Genomic DNA, 17,125 nt, shown 5'->3' with positions numbered 1-17,125 from the left:
GCCTTTTTTATTTTTACTTTGCATTTTTAAAACTATCAGCTATCGGTTTTGTACTAATGCCATGAATAAATACACTAAACAAAATTGTAGTCATTGCAATGCTCGCAATCTGAAATTTATTTTCTATTTGCTCATCAATTACCATAAGCGTAAATACAATTGAGGCCAATCCTCTTGGCCCAAACCATGCAAAAATAAAACGCTCTTTTAAATTTAAAGATGTAAAAAGTAGTGACAACATTACAGGTATAATTCTTATCAATGTAGTACTTAATAATGCATACGTTACTATTTCAAAATTTAATTTTGGCAAGACTAAATAAGCACATGCATAACCGAATAAACACCAAATCATCAGAGACGTAAAGTCAGCAATATGTTCTGAATCTTCTATTAATTCAGTACGCACTGTTTTAGTTGAAAACTTATCAAACAATAAACCCGCTACAAACACAGCAATAAAACCACTGCCATGCAAATATTGGGTAACAGAAAATACCGCCATTGCAAAACCTAATAATAAAAATGGGCTAGTGTTTTGAGCAAAGTAATGCCGCTTCATTGCAAAATTTAAACTCGGCATAAAAATCGAAATACTCGTTATAGCAACAAGTAATGCAATACCTAACTCTCTTGAAAATACACTCATTACATGAGAGGTTGTAATTGCTGACTCAGGATTTTTTGCCAATAAAATAAATATTAAAAATACGGGTACACATAATCCATCATTTAATCCGCTTTCGGTATTGATACCTTCACGAATTTTTTCGGGCACTTGACCGCTTGATAGTAATCCTTTGCTAAGTGCCGCATCTGTTGGCGTTAAAATAATAGCAATTAATGCCGCTTGAATTAACGAGAGCTCAGCAAACAAAAATAAACCAACCGCAAGTCCCAGTAATAATGTTAAGGGGAGGGCAATAAATAATAATAAGCCAGGGTATTGAAAACTATGCCTTAATACACTTAGTTTAGATTTAGCCGCATCCGAAAATAAAAATATACTTAAAGTTAATTCTATAAACGGTAGTAATAAATCAACGCCCGCTTTTAACTCACCGCCATTATTGGGTACTAAATTGGCTAATGTAATACCGCCAATAACAAAAAACATTGGGCCAGTTACTTCTGTTTTTTCTAGTTGGCGAAGCGTCAATGAATAAATTAAAAACAAAGCGCCTATAAACGCTATCACTAAGTAGGTCATTAAATTTTCCTTTTAGCCCCGGATTTTGCTCGCTCTTTAATATTTGTTTGAATATAAATTTGATCGGTGGTCGCAATTTTTGCATGTCCTAAATCTTCAGATAAATGCTTAAGTGGCCGCGTTTGCGCGTCGTGTGTTGCTCCCGTATGACGCAGCCAATGGGCAGTTGCTGCACCTAATTGTTCAGCATCATCTTTAAAACCATCATCCAACAATGATTGTTGCGCATAATCAAAACTTTGTTGAACTAATCGCCTAATTTGCCTAACAGTCATACCACCTTGGCCTCTAATTTTATGAACCAGTGGCTCGGCTTCATCTACGCGGGGAAGGGCGGGTAACCCTCGGTATAATCGGTAATGTTTTAAATATTCAACAAAATCATCACTTAACGTAACATCTCGTAGCTTGTTACCTTTTCCCATTATTCGTAAAAACCAAAAGCCGTCGTTATCTTGCCAAAAGTGAGACATAACCGGTGACCACTGAGGTCGCTCCGATAATTCAGAAATTCTTAAATACAATCCCTTTAAACACGCTAGGGTAAATAAGTTTCGTTCTAAATCTGGGTTTTGTTCACATAAATCGCGAGTTACTCCAAACACATACTCCCATTGTATATCGCTTAATGTGTCTGGGATCTGAATTTGAGATTGCACAACTAAATACGGGCTATTTTTTTTCACTACTGGTACAAAGTTGGCAAAGGTTTTTTCTTCAAGTAATGAAAATTTATAAAATACATTAAGCGCTGTGAACATAGCCGACAATGTTTGTTGGCTAGCCGTAGATTCTTTAAGCATAAAAGGGCGCCAGTTTTTATTTAATCGGCGAATGCCTTGCTCATCTTTATAACGCCACTGAACAGAAGTCGATGCCCACTTTTTATCGGGTTCAACCATAAAATCAACATAGGCTTCAATATCTTCACGTTTTAATTCGAATACTGACTTTTCGGCAATTAACCACGACCATAAATAAAACCGTTCAAGTTCGTTTCTAAATCGACTGTATGTTGCTTCTGATTTTCGGCCATAGACATATAAAAATTGATATAAAAATTTAAGATCCGATTCTGATTCAGTTACAGTCAAGGCAACTTGCTGTATAAAGGTTGCAAGTTCTGGGTATTCCGAATTAAGAGTACCGTCATCAAGATGAGCAATTTGATATCTTAATTGTTTTAACGTATCGACCAACGCAACAAGCATAGTATATAAATATTCAATTAAATAGGTTAGTTACAGAATAACCTTTAAGTCCGATACTGTCTAGTATTGGACATAGTAAATAACTGTTTATTTTAGACTATGCTTAAATGACCATGCCAAACCTTATTAAGGAAAAGTTATGAAACAAGTTAGTATATTATTTTTACTTACACTCTCGTTAATACTCACAGGTTGTGCGACTACCGGTAGTGCATCTCCTAGTGAAAAACGTTCTTTAGTACAAAGCATGAAAAGTAACACACTTAGTAAACTTTATACTAAAAAGCCAGATGTTAAAACGCAAATAGCAAACTCTGCTGGTTATGCTGTTTTTGATAACGCGAATGTTAACGTTATTCTTGCTAGTTTTGGTGGTGGTTATGGCGTAGTAAAAAATAACCTAACAGGTAAATCTACTTACATGAACATGGGTGAAGCTGGTTTAGGGTTAGGTTTAGGTGTTAAAGATTTTAATGTAGTTATGGTTTTTCATACTCAAGCAGCAGTAAATAGATTTATTGAACACGGTTGGGCATTTGGTGGGAACGCAGATGCTGCAGCAAAATACGAAGATACAGGTGGAGCATTGGTGGCCGAAGCCATTGCAGACCAAGTTACTGTATATTCTGTAACCGAAAATGGACTTGCTCTACAAGCTGTTCTAAAAGGGACTAAATTTTGGGTAGATTCTGAGCTAAATTAACCGTTAATAACTCTCCTAAAAGCGGGCTGATTTATATAATCACGCTCGCTTTATTATTGATATCACAATTTAACATAACGTAATTTATGGGTTGTTATTACCGGTATCCTAATAAGCTCTCTGAGTCTTTTCTTGGTTTTAATACTATTTATATAATGATTAAATGAATAGCATTAAAACCAAGTTCCAATATTTAATAATTAAAAAATGTCACTCTAAATTTAAAATTTTTCTACATTTATTAGAAATTATACATTTCAAGTTATCAGATGAACTTACTAGCTCTTCTCGGAGTGCTTTTATATTTTTGACTTTCTTTTTGTCTAGCACAGACTCTATTGTGTCTGGTATAAACTCTGATATTTTTAGAGTTATATCGTTAATTTCTTCAACCTTTTTAAATTCTTCCTTCGTTAGATAAATCATAGCCAGTGTTTTTATTTTGGTATAATCATGTAATCCTTTTGCTGTATCTATTCTTTCAAGTGCGTAACTAGTATCAATTTTACCATCATATAAAAAAATAAGAGTGGTCACTTCTATAATCTGTTCATCAACATATTTACTTAAAGAAGAAATAATTTCTTCTTGTTTATCTAATACTTTGTTTAAAGCTTCTTTCTTATAGTTAGCTTCGTTATTATTTTTATTTATTTTAAAGTTTATAAACCCTGTAATCAATACAGCTAATATCGCAATCCCTCCTGTGATAGCGGAACTGAATAGAGGAAGAAATTCTTTACTAATTAGAGTTTCGATTTTAATTTCCTTTTAATTTATATATTATTTGTCTTTTTATCAAATGCTTCAGCCAATTTTTCAGTTTCACTAAACACAGTATTCCAATATTTAATACGCGTGTCGGCATCAAGATCGGTAAAGTCGTTTCGGTCTGGGATTTTGCCGTAAGGTAAACCGGCTACAAATTCTTTTGATGGGGTGATCATCACCACGTTGTCGTAATTTTGTGGTGCTACTTTGCGTTTTAAGTTTTTATCAAACCACCCTGCTTTTGGGTCGCTATTAAAATGCGGATACAAAATTAAGCCAGGGTTATTAATTTTTACATCAAAGTGGTAGTCGATTATTCCGCCATCGCGATACATGCCTTGTGGCGAGCCTGCAATATTTTTTATACCTTGCATAACAAGCGGTATAGAGCCGGATGCAAGTAAGGCATCTTTTAAATTTGTTTGGTTAAGTGCTATGTTTTGCGTTTTAAAATTATAACTGTCGGTTATTGATAAATTACTATTTGGTGCACCAAAAATAAAACGCTCGTATTGCGAGCCTAATAATTTTCGGTTTACGCGGTTGAGCATATAACTTTTTGATAAACCTAAAAGCTGAATTAATTTATTTTCGCTGGCAATAAAGCCATTAGATTTAGCGACTATAAAATGTGCTTTAAATACGGGGTTATTTATTATTTCGGTAACGCCGTTATCGCCAAATACATCTTCAAGTAATGCGCGGGCTTTAATTGTAATTTCAGCAGGTGTTGGTTTATTACTTGAATAACGCGTTTGCGAATACGATGTTGCTAAACGCTCAATGGCGGCAACCGGGTCGTTTTGTGCAAAACAGGCTGAACGAAAAGCCCCTGCAGATGAGCCAATTAAATTAAGCGGTTGGGTTCGGTTTTTAAAAAATTCACCAAAAATATATTTGTCTAATCCAAATAAAGTAAACCATTTAGGCCCACCACTTGCGCCTAAAAATGAAGTAAATAGCTCAGGCTTAAAGCCTTGCTCGTTTATTATTTTTGCTGCGTTCTTCCCTGCGACAATGTCGATCATGTCTGTATTTTTACCTTTTAAATATGTATTTTAAACTCTTTAACGCGCTACAAATGTGAATAGTTATGCAAAATTAAAAAGCGGTTTTATGCTGCCATAAAACCGCTATTTGTAGTTAAAGTTAGCTAAAATACATGAATTAATCCCAAATGCCGTCTTCGCATTTTCCCTGAACTTTTACATCTTTTACTTTAAATTCGGGTTCTATACCTTTGTCTCTTTGCGTGTGGTAATCCTGCGTTACAGACAAAATAGTAGGCGTTAACAGTATGATAGCGATTACGTTAACGACTGTCATTAACCCTAACGCAATATCGGCTAAATCCCATACTTCTTTTAATGTGGCCGATGCGCCCCACAACATCATTGATAAATATAGTAAGGTGTAAATACCACGCCCTACTTTGTTATCAAGCTTAAATAGATGTAAGTTACTTTCAGCGTAGGCGTAGTTAGCTACCACCGAAGTAAAGGCAAATAACGTAATGGCTGCAGCTACAAAGTATACGCCACCTTGCGCCAAATGCGCGGTCATAGCGCTTTGCGTTAAACGTATGCCTTCCATTTCGCCGCTTATGTCTATATCAGCTAATAAAATAACAACGGCTGTACAACTACAAAGTACGATCGTATCGAAAAACACACCAAGCATTTGTATGTAGCCCTGTGTTACAGGGTGATTAGGAATAGGGCTAGCACTTGCACTGGCATGCGGAACACTCCCTGCGCCCGCTTCGTTAGAATATAAACCGCGTTGAATACCATTTTTAATGGCAGCCCCCATCGCACCTGCGCCCGCTTCTTGTAATCCAAAGGCTGACAAAAATATATCTTTAAGCATGGCCGGTACTTGAGTAAAATTTATAACGGTAATAATAACGGCGGCTAATACAAAAATAATGCCCATAATTGGCACTACGCGCTCTGCAAACCGGGCAATGGCTTTAAAGCCGCCTAATATAATTGAGCCTGCAAGGACTGTAATAACAATACCGGAGTAAAACGTGGGTACTTCAAATGCGTAGTTTAAGGCATCAGTAATCGTATTGGTTTGCATTGCGCTAAAAGTAAACCCGTACCCTAAAAATAAGCACGCGGCAAATACAATTGCAAAGGCACGGCTTCCCAGTCCTTGTTGAATATAATACGCAGGGCCACCTCTAAATTCGCCGTTACTATCTCGAATTTTATACACTTGGCCTAATATACTTTCTGCAAATCCGGTTGCCATGCCCAATATAGCAATGACCCACATCCAAAATATTGCACCACTGCCACCAAGCGATATAGCGACTGCAACACCGGCTAAATTACCCGTACCTACCCGAGCACAAAGCCCTGTACACAATGCCTGAAATGATGAAATATCGTTTTTATTACATTTACTGCTGCCTTTTAATAGGCTAAACATATGCTTAAATTTAACTATTTGAATTGCTTTTAAACGCACAGAAAACCATACGCCGGTGAAAAGTAAAATATAAATGAGTACCTGACCTTCTCCCCACAAAAGGTTATTCACACTTTTTACTACCGTATCGAACATTGCGGATTCCTTATTATATTTTTATAGTTATGCGCTTTAACATAGGCATTTTAAAATGTACTGGCAACGCTTAATATTTTATTCGTACTAAAGGCAACCATGTTGCCTTTAGCTTTTCTTATTTACTTTGTAAATGTACCCCTGCAATCATACATCTTACTGAACCACCAGCAGATTCAATGGTAGGTATGGGCAAAGGCACCAGTTTAGCCGTTTTTTGTATTGCAATTATTTGCTCGGCTGTAAGCGCATTATAGGCGGTTTGTGACAGCGCTAAAATTCGCCCATTTTTACCTTGTAATTCAATGGCATTCCCGCAAAAGTTATTTATTTGCTCAACCGACAAATCAATTACTTCGTGATGGCTTTTTAAAAAATGCCCTACCAGCTCACTGCGTTGTTCTTCAGGCACCATATTTAAGCCAATCATTACAAACTTGCTAGCCACACACATTAGTACATTAGTGTGATACACCGCTATACCTTGCTCGTCAGTTGCGTTAAACACAACCGGCTTAAACGAAAGTAAATTACACACCGTATTAACGACCGACCTTGTTGTGCGTTTAGATTCTACCGCGTAGGCAAGTTTATATTGGTGATCGAGCACCAGTGATCCGGTCCCTTCCAAAAATGAATTTTCTTTCGATAAATGCGCATAATCAGTCACTACCGCCACTTTATAGTGATCCGTTAAAAAATCAATTATATCTTTACGATATTCTAATCTTCTGTTTTCAACAAACATTGGGTAAATAATTAATTGCCCATTTTGATGGGTAGAAAACCAGTTGTTTGGAAAAACCGAGTCGGGTGTGTGTGTTTGCTCATCTTCAAATAAATGAACGGTTACACCTTCGCTTTGTAGTAACTCAACCGCGTGGGTCACCTCTTTAAATGCTTGCTCGCTTTCATTTTTTACTTCACATTCGCTTTGAAATGCATTGTCGAGCATGGTTTGTGGATTAGAAGTAAAGTGATGCGGACGAACCATAACAACCGCGCTCGGTGCTTGTTGTGTTAGGCTCATGCTGCACTCTCTTTATCTTTATGCGGTATTTCAAGAACTGAAAATAAATTGCGTGGGTCGCCCTGCTGAGTGATCAGGTCAAGTATTTCGTATTCTCCTGACTTAATAAGCTGCTCGCGAATATACACTAACGCGCTAAAGTCTTCGCTTGCAAAGCCTACACCGTCAAAAATAGTAAGCTCTTTTTCGTATGTACGACCAAGGTGCTGTTTATTAATTACTTTATGAAATTCGGTTACAGCAAAACACCTGCTCATTTGTTGAATTTCCCCCTCTACTCTAGTTTGTGGTTCGTACTCTACAAATACATTAGCACGCTCCAACAACGCTGAATCAAGCTCAGTTTTTCCAGGGCAATCGCCTCCAATCGTATTAATATGAACACCTTGTGGGATCATATCGTTTGTTAAAATGGTTGCGTTGGTTTTATCGGCCGTGCATGTGGTAATTATGTGCGCGCCCTTTATTGCTTCCTCTACACTTTTACAGATAGTCACGGTTAAGCCTTTATTGCTTAAGTTATTAAATGCTTTTTGAGAAGCTGCTTCGTCTATATCGTATAAACGAATGTGCGTAATACCTAATACCGCTTTAAATGCTAAAGCCTGAAACTCTGACTGAGCCCCATTACCAATCAGAGTTAAGGTTGTTGAGTTTTTTGGTGCTAAATAAGTAGCCACCAGCGCTGATGTTGCAGCAGTGCGTAGTGCGGTTAATAGGCACATTTCACTAATCATTACCGGGTAGCCGCTATCAACATCTGACAAAATACCAAAAGCCGCAACCGTTTGAAGCTCCTTAAACGTGTTTTTTGGATGGCCATTGACATATTTACAGCTAAACATTTTTCCATTACTTACCGGCATAAGCTCTATTACACCATCCGGAGAGTGAGCTGCATAACGCGGCGATTTATCAAACTCATGCCACCGAGCAAAATCGTGTTTTAACGTTTTAGTTAGGCTAACTAATACGTTTTCTATTCCTATTGTATTTATTAGCTTAGCCATAGCTTGAACACTTACAAATGGAACGCCTTGTTTTGGCTCTGCTATAAAATGACTCATGACTACCTCTGTAATAATAATATGAACTAATTAAAATAAGTTTATCGACTACAGATGCCATTTAATATGGCAATACTTTATACAAATAGTAGTAATTTTTATCAATTTGCTATGCATAAATGTAAAGTTTTAGTATTTTGTATGAAATTAATTAGAGGTAAGCGAATGACCCCTTATATTTACGACTCATTAGATAACGCCTTAATAGCCGAATTAAGAAAAGATGGCCGTGCTTCTATTTCAGCCCTAGCCGATGTTTTAAAGGTGTCGCGCGGGACAGTTCAAAATCGTTTAGACCGTTTAGTTTCATCGGGCGCGATATTAGGCTTTACGGTGCGTGTACACGAACACATAGAAACCGAAGCTGTAAGAGCAATAATGATGGTAGAAGTGGTGGGTAAATCTATATCGCAGGTAATTAAAACTCTGCGGGGCATACCAGAGCTCACTAAATTGCATACCACTAACGGCGCTTGGGATTTAGTAGCAGAAATACAGACGGCAAATTTAGGTGAGTTTGATGGCGTACTCAGGCAAGTGCGCGAAATAGAAGGCATTTTAAATAGCGAAACCAGTATATTATTGTCATCTACTTAGGTTTTATTAACGCTATGTTTTACTTAAAGTATTTAAGGCAATACTCGATTTATTTATTAGGTAATGGAGTAGGCAATGAATAAGCTTTCTATTCGGTATTATTCGCAAGATATAAAGTGCCACCAGCATAATTACCATCAACTTGTTTTACCCTTACACGGTGAAATTTTCATAACGTTAAATAATGACTTTAAAACAACGGTGAGTACGGGCAGTTGTATCGTTATAGAGAAAAACGTAGTGCATGCTTTTACAGCCGATGAAGCCACGCGTTTTATTGTGGCAGATTTAGACGCGCTTCCTGATAACCTTATTAACCTTTTATGCCCTAAAATCCCAATAGATAGCCGTTTATTAAGTTACTTACAGTTTATAGAGCAGCAACTGCTCGTTGTTAACGACGAAAAGCTTACTAATTCAACTTTTGATTTATTTTACTTATTACTTTGTGAGCAAAGCAGCCACAGTAATATTGATAAGCGAATAGATAATGTAATAACCATTGTTAAGCAAAATTTAGCCTACCCCTACACGTTAAAAGAGCTGGCCGATATAGCCTGTTTAAGCGTTACGCAATTTAAAACTGTGTTTAAAAAAAGTACCACTATGAGTGCACTGCAATATTTAACTATGTTGCGAATGCAGCACGCTCGCGCCCTTTTAAGCCATTCAGACTTACCGATTGCTTTAGTAGGCGAGCGCATTGGTTATAACGATGCCTCTGCGTTTAGCCGCCGGTTTAATTTATACTTTGGACAGCCACCTAAAGCATTTGCAAAGCAGTAATTTAAATAACCTACACCGAGATAATAAAGCTAGCTCAAGCAGAACGTAGTTAAATAGCGTCAGAGCAAACAATAATACCGTCTTTTTAGCATATTTTTATAAACCTATATTGATACACTCAGTACATAGTATTTACGGAGGGTAATTAATGGCAACACACATAGGTTTTTTAGCAATATTTTCGTGGGGGCTTTTAGCATTACTAGGTAATTTAACCAAAGCGCTCCCGGCTTTTCAGTTACTTTTTATGTGCTTTGCACTTTCTTTTATTATTTTATTAGTAAAACGTTTTGCTACAAAACAGCCATTATTAACTCCTCCTAAGCTTTCTAAAAAACAAATTGTAATAGGTGTTACTGGCTTATTTGGTTTTCACTTTTGTTATTTTATGGCTTTAAAATACGGTCCTTTAATTGAGGTAAGTTTAATAGTGTATCTTTGGCCATTATTACTGGGTGTATTTGTGGCTACCCCTGGGTCTAAATTTAAAGCAATATTGGGCGGATTACTGGGATTTTTAGGCACGCTTAGTTTAATTACCGATGGCAGTGGGTTATCTATCAATAGTGAGTATTACTTAGGGTATTTTTTTGCAGGTTGCTGCGCAGTATTGTGGTCTAGTTATTCTTATTTAATGTCGCAATTTAATAGCCATGTAGATGACATAGGCTGGCTTTCACTTATTGTGGCTTTGCTTGCCCTTTGTGCACATTTTTATTTTGAAACAACCGTTACTAGTTTGTCTGTTTCACAATGGCTAGGCGCTATTTTATTAGGATTAGGCCCAGTGGGAGGTGCATTTTATTTATGGGATCATGGTTTAAAATTTGGTAACCGCTCGCTATTAGCTTCGTTAAGTTTTTTAACGCCGGTGCTTTCTACTTTTATTTTAATACTCGCTTCGCAGGCTCCCTTTAGTTGGTCAGTGTTTATTGCTTTATCGCTTATTTTATTAGGCGCGGCAATTAGCAATAAAAAACCATCGATAAATCTAAAAAAAGCATCGCTTTAATTTCGCCAAGGCACTTTATTAACGCTTAAACTTAAGTTTAAGCGTTAATCACAGCTACATGGCATAGCTGTGTGCGTAATCTACAATACGTGCATTTTGGCTTTTTAAGTATTCACGGCCTGCTTTTACACCAAGCTTATGATCTTTACGTAGATCGTCGTTTGTACTGCCTAATAATTTGCTGTGCAGTGTTTCGTCTGCAAAAATTTGTATAATTTCTACATCACTTGGCGGGTTTGCCATAAAGTTTAGTTCGTCTAAGTAAGCTTGTTCGTGCTGAATTAGGTAGTCGAGTGTTTTTGGGCAGTAACCGGCAGCTGTAGCAAGCGATCTAAGCTTTTGAACCCATGCAGATTGCGCTTGAAAATCAGCATCTACCGTTCTAATAACCACAATTTTACGTGCCCCACGGTTATACGCTTCGCGTACTGGTAATGGTGCTGCTAGCCCACCATCAAGAAAAAAATCTTCTTGGGGTTTGCTAATTTGCGTGGTTTCGTTAGCCGCTTGCGCATTTAACCAAGGCGTTAATTTAACACCTTGTTTGTATAAAAATGGTAAAGCACTTGACGCTTTTAATAGCTCTCTCCATTGGTGTTCTTCACCCGTTGGCGATAAGTAATACGCTTTTCTGTCACGTACGTTTGTAGCAGTAATAAGTAACTCACGTTCACCTAAAGACGTTTTAGCTGTTTTAAAGTCAATCGCTCTATTTACTTCTTTTGTTTTATCAAAGTACCAGTCTAAATCAACAATGTGTTTTCCCATTAGGCCGCGACCTAGTTGAAAAAAACGTTTATTACGAGACAGCCCTCTAATTAGGCGTTTAGCGTAACCTTTTTGACGTGCTAAATAGCTTGTTAAGTTTTGTGAGCCTGCCGACGTGCCAATAAATAAATCAAATGGGTCGTAGTTTTGTTCTAACCACGCATCAAGTACACCTGCGGTGAAAATCCCTCGCTGCCCGCCACCTTCAGCAATTAACGCAACCTTAGGCTGAGCTATTTTAGTTACTGAAGAAGCTGTTGCGCTGTTTAGAGAGTTCACGGGGTACCTGCCTTTAATTTAATAATGTTTGTTTCAATAAATACATTTTATAGAATTAAAGTAATGCCTTAAAATTGATTGTTTAAATCAGTTTGATTGATAAAATAGAACAAAAACTATCCATTAGTACACTTAGCTAATAATGACTAATGCGTTTTTCTGATTTTAAATATTTAGGCATCACATCAATTAATTTAAATTGTCAATTACTGATTGATGCCACTACTTTAACAAGCCTTAGGTGTACGCTTGCTTAACTAAAATAAAAAATGAGTATTGACCAGTGTATTAAATAGCTAAGTAACCTATTTTACTTAGCTACAAAGAATTAAGCCGTTTGTTTATTAGCTTGGCGCTCTAACTTGTAGTTTTCTGAATTTAAGCCTTTTTTCCAGTAACCTGATGCCACTATGTTGCCCCTTGGTATAGAAAGCGTGTTAGTTAATGCTGCTTTAAGCTCACGCACTAGCCCAGCTTCAAGTGCCATAAATACAATAGGTGGCTGTTCATAATGCTGTAGTGTGGTTAATGCATTAGCCATCTCAACCTCTGGCGTTGTAGTTATTAACCAAGTGACCTGGCGCGTTGAATCTAAGCTGATTATATCCGCATCAGTTGGGGCGTGAATAAACGCGTCAATTTTGGCGTTTATTGGCAATTGCTTAATGTAGCCTTTTATAGCGTTTACTGAGGTCAAATCGCCCATCAATATATAACGAGGGTGGGTAAAATTATCTAGCTTTTTAGGACCGGGGCCTGCAATAGCCAGTTCATCACCTACTTTAGCGGCTTTAGCCCAGTTAGTTGCAGGGCCTTGGTGCATATTAATAACAAAATCGAGCGTAATTGCACCATTGCTTTTATTTACATTTTGTATTGTGTACGAACGCATACACGCCGTTTTTAAATTGAAGTCGGCCACACCGTTTTTTGGAATAAGCACTTTTACATAACTACCAATGTGATCAGAAGTTAAATCTGTAAACTCTTCAGAGCCTAAAACTATACGTTGTAAATGCGGGGTTATTTGCTGTGTGCTTAATACTGTTGCTTTGCGTACTTTTTTTGCCATATAAATTAACCTCATTGATTAAAAATCACTGCTATATAAAGCAGACATTGCACAACGCCCCGTTGGTTGATAAAATCAACTATATAGATTTAATTGACTTTGTCAACCATTTGGAATGTATTATGAACACCTCTTTAGCCAATACGCTATTTATGTTAATGCAAAACTACCGGGTAACCATACGCGAAGCCATTAATGCCAGCGAGCTCGGTTTAAATGCAATGCATGTACGTTGCTTACATATTATTGCAAGTACCTCGCAGTGCACAGCAAACGACATTGTGAATAAAACCCAACGAGATAAGGCTCAAATAGCGCGGCTTGTAAAAGAACTTATAGCTTTAAAGCTTATAAATAAGTGTGCCAGCGAACACGATAAGCGCTGTTTTATTTTAACGTTTACCGATCAGGGTGCCGTGCTTTTTGAAAAATTACTGGCCGCTGAAAAACATGTAAACGATCAAATGTGTAAAACGTTAAACCCCAATCAAATCAATGACTTTTTAAACACGGCTCAGCAAATGATCAAAAATATGCAATGATCTTCACTTCATTACTTGGCATAAGTTAAACAAAACACATATACTGTACACTTATACAGTATATGTGTTTTGGTTGTTTATTTATGTTTGTTATTCCTATTTATATAGAAGCAGGTATTTGCGGGTTTGAATCTCCTGCAGCACAATACACTGAGCTTGGCGTTTCCCTTGATGAGCTATTAATAAAGCACCCTGATGCCACTTTTATTGGTATTGCGTCGGGTAGCTCTATGCAAGAAGTAGGGATTTTTGAGGGTGATTTACTCGTAGTCGACCGAGCAGAGCACGCTAAAGATGGCGATGTAATTGTGGCTAATTTAAATGGCTTATTTGTGTGTAAGCTACTTGATAAAACAAACGCTCGATTACTATCGGCTTCGCCTGTATATCAACCCGTTAATATTACGCCTAGCGATGAGTTTCAGCTTGAAGGCGTAGTCAGTTTGTCAATTCGGATGCATCGCCAAAGCCCTGAGTTACTTTCATGTATGCCTTAGTCGATGCCGTGGCGTTTTATGCCAGCGCCGAAAAAGTATTTGATCCCGCCATTCGTTCAAAACCTGTGGTTGTGCTCACTAATAACGACGGCTGCGTATGTGCGGTATGCCCTATTGCGCGACGTTTAAATATTCCTAAATTTGGCCCTTATTTTAAAGTTAAGCAGTTACTAGAACAAAATAATGTGGTTGTACGCTCTAGTAACTATGAACTATACGCTAATTTAAGCGACCGAATGATGAGTGTGATTGGCCGCTTTTGTGATACCCAGCATATTTACAGTATTGATGAATCGTTTTTGCACTTTAGCGGCTACGAAAACGTTGTAAAAGATTGGCATACTTACGGGCACCTTATTAGACGAACCGTATGGCGAGAAACAAAGCTCCCCGTTGGCGTGGGGTTTGGGCCAACGCCTACACTTGCAAAAGCAGCAAATCATGCAGCTAAAAAATTAACAGGCTTTGACGGTGTTGCTGTCATAAATGACGAAGCAAGTCGGCGAGCTATTTTACAGCGCATGGACTGCCAAGATGTATGGGGAATTGGCAAGCGCTTAGCTAAAAAGCTAAAAATAATGAACATAAACACCGCATGGCAACTTGCCCAACAAAACCCAAAAACTATGCGCCGCGCTTTTAGTGTGGTGGTAGAGCGTACAGTAAGCGAGCTTAATGGCTTAGTATGTTTAAACTGGGATGATGTACGCCAAGATAAACGCGAAATTTACTCAACTCGCAGCTTTGGAGAGCGTATTTATGAACCAACCGCTCTTAAAACCGCTTTAATTAACCATGTCACTATTGTGGGCAAAAAACTAAGAGCCCAAAAATCGCTTGCAAAGCAATTATATATTTTTGCATCTAGCTCATCTCATGAAGATGTATTTTATAAAAAGTCTTATATGTATCAGTTTAGCATGCCAACAAACGATACCTGCGTTATGGCCAATGCGGTGTCTGAGGTGTTTGAAAAAATTTACCAACCTGGCGTGCGGTTTTATAAATGTGGTGTAGGTGCACTAGAACTCACCGCTGAGCAATTTCAGCAAAGTGACTTATTTGCACCACAACAAGATAACCCAAAGTTAATGGGCTGTTTAGATGCTATTAATACCCGATACGGCAAGGGTATGTTGGGCTTAGCAAGTAGTAAACTAAACGATCGCTGGCATATGAACAGAGATTTTTTATCGCCTCAGTACACAACCCGCTGGCGGGATATACCAAAAATAAAATGCGATTAGCTAATAGTTGATATATTACTGGACAGCTTTTTTAAACTTGCACTGAACACTTGGTGAGCTTAATGTATAAATAAGCATGTCGTTAGGTAAAAAACGAATGCTTTGTCGAATTGTTTTTTCGTTTACAGGATCCTCACAACGGCTCATTCGTAAACCATTATCAAGCCCATCACTTTTATATTTTAACGAACTAGTAATAAAGCAAAAGTTTGGCTTTTGTATAGTTTGAGTTCCGTTATGTAATGAGCCAAACACAATTTGTTCACCCAGCTTAAACCCCTCACTTGGGTTACTTGCATTAATTAAACTCAAGTCACTGTTTACGCATAACCCTGAATTAGCAGAAACCACCTTATATGTACCAAGTTTTGATTTTAAAAGGGGTATAAAGCGTGCCTTATTGCTTGGCTCAGCGGCTACGTGGACGCTGACAAAAACAAACATGAATAAAGTCAATTTGATGTGTTTCATTAAGTAAACGTATCCTTATGCGTTAATTATTTTTTTAGTTCGTATACTAAATGGCTTAACTTTATTACATAGCTAAATATAACAGAGATTTACTACTAGAAGACAAGGCTATATAAAAAGAAAAAACTAAATTAAGGCATGTAATTATTTATCACATTTTGAGATACGTTATCGAACAATAAAACGATTTAAAATAATGCGCTAAATAAGCGCATTACTATAAGATTTACTGCCAATATTTTGAGAATAATTGTGGGTAGGCTTGTTTTAAAAATTTTGCTTTGTCTTTAAAGCGTTTGCCTGCGGGTTGATCGCCTGATGGCACGAAGGGTAATTCACCCTCATTGCGCTCTTCATATAATAAGCCGGCGATGAGGTCATACTCGTCAATGTATGGGTAAGGCTGTTCATTTAAGTGATAAACAGGTGTACATAATGCAATGGAGTCGGCATTAACGAGCGCGTTATCAAACACTGTTTTACCGCGTGAAATAAGCCAGCATCTAAACTCACTAAAACCATATTCGTCATTGCAGCCTGCCATAACAAATGCAGCGCCAAATAAATCCCATGTAAAACATTTACGCATATTTATGCCAAAAAACTTATCAAATGCAATAAGTTGCTGATCGTCTAAATTGCTTAGATTTGCTTTAAGATGGTCGCTTACACTTTGCGGATCAAGGCCTAAGTCGGGTGTAGTCACTAATTCCCAAAAAGCCTGCTCTGATAACGCTGCCATTATAAAATCTCTTTTACTCGGCCAACTTGGCCATCTTCTAATCTCACTTTAATACCATGCGGGTGGTTTGGTGATTTAGTTAATAAACGCTCTACCACGCCTTCCGTTAATGTACCGCTTCGTTGATCTTCTTTTAAAACAATATTAACTACAGTGCCTGGTGATATTTGCGAACGAGAAGGAACAGCCATTATTTAAACCCTAAATATAATTTTTTTAATTATAACGCCCAACTGCAGGCAAACCAACAAAACCCATTTTAATTGGCAAAAAACACTATATGTGTCGGTTTTATCGTCAATTTAATACCCGTTAGTTGAGTAATAATTATAGATTTAAGGTGTTCAATCTCAGAGTCAGCGTTATTAAGCGCTATAGTATCTTCAAAATAGCAGTTAACTTTTAAGGTGTTAGCTTCGTTATTTAAATCAACAGTGTGAGTAAGGTATTCAAAATCGGTCACTGAGTCTTTTATAGACTCACAGGCTTTAGTCAGCGCTGCGCGTATTTGTTTGTCTCGTTGTTTTTGTGTTTTAGTCATGAGGA

20 protein-coding genes are annotated in these 17,125 nt (G+C 37.4%); 7 read left to right on the top strand and 13 right to left on the bottom strand.

Annotation, left to right across the window (positions count from 1 at the left end):
* Positions 1–13: 13 nt before the first annotated feature.
* Both P20480_RS04090 and P20480_RS04095 read right to left on the bottom strand, forming a co-directional pair.
* Positions 14–1,210: a cation:proton antiporter gene (locus P20480_RS04090; protein ID WP_008131791.1), complete on the bottom strand. Its 1,197-nt coding sequence runs from the start codon at positions 1,208–1,210 to the stop codon at positions 14–16.
* Positions 1,210–2,421 (bottom strand): tyrosine-type recombinase/integrase, encoded by a 1,212-nt coding sequence (locus P20480_RS04095; RefSeq protein ID WP_008131788.1) that lies wholly within the window; start codon positions 2,419–2,421, stop codon positions 1,210–1,212. Before P20480_RS04095 ends, P20480_RS04090 begins: the two co-directional genes overlap by 1 nt.
* Positions 2,422–2,560: 139 nt before the next feature.
* On the opposite strand from P20480_RS04095, the gene P20480_RS04100 reads away from it, so the two are divergent.
* Entirely contained in the window at positions 2,561–3,124 is a 564-nt protein-coding gene (locus tag P20480_RS04100) for a lipid-binding SYLF domain-containing protein (RefSeq protein WP_008131786.1), read from the top strand.
* Positions 3,125–3,334: 210 nt separating this feature from the next.
* Here the strand turns inward: P20480_RS04100 and P20480_RS04105 are convergent, their stop codons facing one another.
* The 5 genes from P20480_RS04105 to P20480_RS04125 form a co-directional block, all read right to left on the bottom strand.
* Positions 3,335–3,805, bottom strand: coding sequence for a hypothetical protein (locus P20480_RS04105; RefSeq protein ID WP_008131785.1), 471 nt, complete (start codon positions 3,803–3,805; stop codon positions 3,335–3,337).
* A 95-nt stretch (positions 3,806–3,900) separates the two neighbouring features.
* Positions 3,901–4,923: a patatin-like phospholipase family protein gene (locus tag P20480_RS04110; protein WP_008131783.1), complete on the bottom strand. Its 1,023-nt coding sequence runs from the start codon at positions 4,921–4,923 to the stop codon at positions 3,901–3,903.
* Positions 4,924–5,062: 139 nt separating this feature from the next.
* Positions 5,063–6,469 carry an alanine/glycine:cation symporter family protein gene (locus P20480_RS04115; RefSeq protein WP_008131780.1) on the bottom strand — a complete coding sequence of 469 codons (1,407 nt, stop codon included), beginning with the start codon at positions 6,467–6,469 and terminating at the stop codon, positions 5,063–5,065.
* Between the two features lie 118 nt (positions 6,470–6,587).
* The gene (gene ctlX / locus P20480_RS04120; protein WP_008131778.1) at positions 6,588–7,499 is read right to left on the bottom strand and encodes a citrulline utilization hydrolase CtlX; all 912 of its coding nucleotides are present in this window, start codon (positions 7,497–7,499) and stop codon (positions 6,588–6,590) included.
* Positions 7,496–8,566 carry an ornithine cyclodeaminase gene (locus P20480_RS04125; RefSeq protein ID WP_008131776.1) on the bottom strand — a complete coding sequence of 357 codons (1,071 nt, stop codon included), beginning with the start codon at positions 8,564–8,566 and terminating at the stop codon, positions 7,496–7,498. Before P20480_RS04125 ends, ctlX begins: the two co-directional genes overlap by 4 nt.
* Positions 8,567–8,731: 165 nt before the next feature.
* On the opposite strand from P20480_RS04125, the gene P20480_RS18600 reads away from it, so the two are divergent.
* From P20480_RS18600 to P20480_RS04135, 3 genes are all read left to right on the top strand, one after another.
* On the top strand, positions 8,732–9,163 hold the full coding sequence (locus tag P20480_RS18600) for an Lrp/AsnC family transcriptional regulator (protein WP_033025759.1): 432 nt from the start codon (positions 8,732–8,734) through the stop codon (positions 9,161–9,163).
* A gap of 75 nt (positions 9,164–9,238) precedes the next feature.
* A complete protein-coding gene (locus P20480_RS04130; protein WP_008131772.1) occupies positions 9,239–9,949 on the top strand; it encodes an AraC family transcriptional regulator in 711 nt (236 codons plus the stop codon).
* A gap of 148 nt (positions 9,950–10,097) precedes the next feature.
* Positions 10,098–10,961, top strand: coding sequence for a DMT family transporter (locus tag P20480_RS04135; protein ID WP_008131771.1), 864 nt, complete (start codon positions 10,098–10,100; stop codon positions 10,959–10,961).
* A gap of 54 nt (positions 10,962–11,015) precedes the next feature.
* Here P20480_RS04135 and P20480_RS04140 read toward each other — a convergent pair whose 3' ends face one another.
* Positions 11,016–12,008: a patatin-like phospholipase family protein gene (locus P20480_RS04140; RefSeq protein WP_008131769.1), complete on the bottom strand. Its 993-nt coding sequence runs from the start codon at positions 12,006–12,008 to the stop codon at positions 11,016–11,018.
* 328 nt (positions 12,009–12,336) lie between these two features.
* Positions 12,337–13,080, bottom strand: coding sequence for a siderophore-interacting protein (locus P20480_RS04145; protein ID WP_008131767.1), 744 nt, complete (start codon positions 13,078–13,080; stop codon positions 12,337–12,339).
* Positions 13,081–13,202: 122 nt separating this feature from the next.
* Here P20480_RS04145 and P20480_RS04150 point away from each other — a divergent pair, with 122 nt between their 5' ends.
* The 3 genes from P20480_RS04150 to P20480_RS04160 all read left to right on the top strand — a co-directional run bounded on the left by P20480_RS04150 (position 13,203) and on the right by P20480_RS04160 (position 15,366).
* A complete protein-coding gene (locus P20480_RS04150; protein ID WP_008131764.1) occupies positions 13,203–13,622 on the top strand; it encodes a MarR family winged helix-turn-helix transcriptional regulator in 420 nt (139 codons plus the stop codon).
* Positions 13,623–13,705: 83 nt separating this feature from the next.
* Complete coding sequence (gene umuD, locus P20480_RS04155) at positions 13,706–14,119, top strand: translesion error-prone DNA polymerase V autoproteolytic subunit (RefSeq protein ID WP_008131762.1); 414 nt, start codon at positions 13,706–13,708, stop codon at positions 14,117–14,119.
* Positions 14,107–15,366 (top strand): Y-family DNA polymerase, encoded by a 1,260-nt coding sequence (locus P20480_RS04160; protein WP_008131761.1) that lies wholly within the window; start codon positions 14,107–14,109, stop codon positions 15,364–15,366. The genes umuD and P20480_RS04160 overlap by 13 nt, the downstream gene beginning before the upstream one ends.
* Positions 15,367–15,381: 15 nt before the next feature.
* On the opposite strand, the gene P20480_RS04165 is transcribed toward P20480_RS04160, so the two are convergent.
* The 4 genes from P20480_RS04165 to P20480_RS04180 form a co-directional block, all read right to left on the bottom strand.
* Complete coding sequence (locus P20480_RS04165) at positions 15,382–15,837, bottom strand: hypothetical protein (RefSeq protein WP_008131758.1); 456 nt, start codon at positions 15,835–15,837, stop codon at positions 15,382–15,384.
* Between the two features lie 226 nt (positions 15,838–16,063).
* Positions 16,064–16,579 (bottom strand): DUF4240 domain-containing protein, encoded by a 516-nt coding sequence (locus tag P20480_RS04170; protein ID WP_008131757.1) that lies wholly within the window; start codon positions 16,577–16,579, stop codon positions 16,064–16,066.
* Positions 16,579–16,770 (bottom strand): YwbE family protein, encoded by a 192-nt coding sequence (locus P20480_RS04175; RefSeq protein ID WP_006793492.1) that lies wholly within the window; start codon positions 16,768–16,770, stop codon positions 16,579–16,581. Before P20480_RS04175 ends, P20480_RS04170 begins: the two co-directional genes overlap by 1 nt.
* 68 nt (positions 16,771–16,838) lie before the next feature.
* Positions 16,839–17,120: a hypothetical protein gene (locus P20480_RS04180; RefSeq protein WP_008131756.1), complete on the bottom strand. Its 282-nt coding sequence runs from the start codon at positions 17,118–17,120 to the stop codon at positions 16,839–16,841.
* Positions 17,121–17,125 lie beyond the last annotated feature (5 nt).

Origin of the sequence: Pseudoalteromonas sp. BSi20480, from assembly GCF_000241365.1 — a bacterium.
Lineage (GTDB): Bacteria > Pseudomonadota > Gammaproteobacteria > Enterobacterales > Alteromonadaceae > Pseudoalteromonas > Pseudoalteromonas marina.
The sequence above is the reverse complement of the archived record's forward strand: the minus strand, read 5'-3'. Positions and strand labels throughout refer to the sequence as shown.

Coding starts and splice junctions, on each gene's coding strand:
- P20480_RS04090 (WP_008131791.1), bottom strand. CDS start 1,210: ATGACCTACTTAGTGATAGCGTTTATAGGCGCTTTGTTTTTAATTTAT.
- P20480_RS04095 (WP_008131788.1), bottom strand. CDS start 2,421: ATGCTTGTTGCGTTGGTCGATACGTTAAAACAATTAAGATATCAAATT.
- P20480_RS04100 (WP_008131786.1), top strand. CDS start 2,561: ATGAAACAAGTTAGTATATTATTTTTACTTACACTCTCGTTAATACTC.
- P20480_RS04110 (WP_008131783.1), bottom strand. CDS start 4,923: ATGATCGACATTGTCGCAGGGAAGAACGCAGCAAAAATAATAAACGAG.
- P20480_RS04115 (WP_008131780.1), bottom strand. CDS start 6,469: ATGTTCGATACGGTAGTAAAAAGTGTGAATAACCTTTTGTGGGGAGAA.
- ctlX (WP_008131778.1), bottom strand. CDS start 7,499: ATGAGCCTAACACAACAAGCACCGAGCGCGGTTGTTATGGTTCGTCCG.
- P20480_RS04125 (WP_008131776.1), bottom strand. CDS start 8,566: ATGAGTCATTTTATAGCAGAGCCAAAACAAGGCGTTCCATTTGTAAGT.
- P20480_RS18600 (WP_033025759.1), top strand. CDS start 8,732: ATGACCCCTTATATTTACGACTCATTAGATAACGCCTTAATAGCCGAA.
- P20480_RS04130 (WP_008131772.1), top strand. CDS start 9,239: ATGAATAAGCTTTCTATTCGGTATTATTCGCAAGATATAAAGTGCCAC.
- P20480_RS04135 (WP_008131771.1), top strand. CDS start 10,098: ATGGCAACACACATAGGTTTTTTAGCAATATTTTCGTGGGGGCTTTTA.
- P20480_RS04145 (WP_008131767.1), bottom strand. CDS start 13,080: ATGGCAAAAAAAGTACGCAAAGCAACAGTATTAAGCACACAGCAAATA.
- P20480_RS04150 (WP_008131764.1), top strand. CDS start 13,203: ATGAACACCTCTTTAGCCAATACGCTATTTATGTTAATGCAAAACTAC.
- umuD (WP_008131762.1), top strand. CDS start 13,706: ATGTTTGTTATTCCTATTTATATAGAAGCAGGTATTTGCGGGTTTGAA.
- P20480_RS04160 (WP_008131761.1), top strand. CDS start 14,107: ATGTATGCCTTAGTCGATGCCGTGGCGTTTTATGCCAGCGCCGAAAAA.
- P20480_RS04165 (WP_008131758.1), bottom strand. CDS start 15,837: ATGAAACACATCAAATTGACTTTATTCATGTTTGTTTTTGTCAGCGTC.
- P20480_RS04170 (WP_008131757.1), bottom strand. CDS start 16,579: ATGGCAGCGTTATCAGAGCAGGCTTTTTGGGAATTAGTGACTACACCC.
- P20480_RS04175 (WP_006793492.1), bottom strand. CDS start 16,770: ATGGCTGTTCCTTCTCGTTCGCAAATATCACCAGGCACTGTAGTTAAT.
- P20480_RS04180 (WP_008131756.1), bottom strand. CDS start 17,120: ATGACTAAAACACAAAAACAACGAGACAAACAAATACGCGCAGCGCTG.